Origin of the sequence: Vibrio sp. 1562, from assembly GCF_033340155.1 — a bacterium.
Lineage (GTDB): Bacteria > Pseudomonadota > Gammaproteobacteria > Enterobacterales > Vibrionaceae > Vibrio > Vibrio alginolyticus.
Window position 1 is genome coordinate 1 of the sequence record NZ_JAWOVY010000496.1, and the last position, 618, is coordinate 618.

Consider the following 618-nt stretch of genomic DNA (forward strand, 5'->3'; position numbering starts at 1 on the left):
ACGTTAGCAAGCTGGCAACAGATCCAACAGAGCAGCTAAAACTGGTAGGCTCGAAACTGTACTTAAACGACGGCACACAGCTGGATAGTGAGCGAGTTATTACTCGTTACTCTCCTGTTCCTGAGGTTAAGTCTTTAGAAAATGTCGAGTTCTTACTGTTTACTCCTCAAAATGGTGTAGCGAAAGACGTGGTGATCTACCAACACGGTATCACCTCAGCGAAAGAAAACGCGTATGCATTTGCTTTTAATATGGTGCAGGCTGGCGTAGCTGTTATCGCTATCGATCTTCCAATCCACGGCACACGTAGCCTAGACGAACAACGATCGGCAAATGCGAACGTTCTTGCTTACTTGAACCTTTCTAACCTTGCTGTAGCGCGTGATAACCTCCGTCAAAGCGTGCTGGATGTATTGGGCTTACGTGCTAGTTTAGTAGTATCAGCGCAAGGCGGCCTATTGGCTGGAGGCCCTCTTCAAGGTTTTAACCCAATGACGGGCTCTCAAGTAAAAATGCTAGGTCACTCACTAGGCGGTATTGTTGGTACGTCTGCGGTTGCTGCTGCAAACAACACACTAGGCAGCCCTGCTGCTGACGCACTGTATACATTTAGCGCGG

The 618-nt window shown here is 48.2% G+C and carries 1 pseudogene; it reads left to right on the forward strand.

Going from position 1 to position 618, the window contains the following annotated elements:
• Window positions 1-618 (forward strand): annotated as a pseudogene (locus tag R7Z49_RS26030) (lipase); the annotation flags it as partial.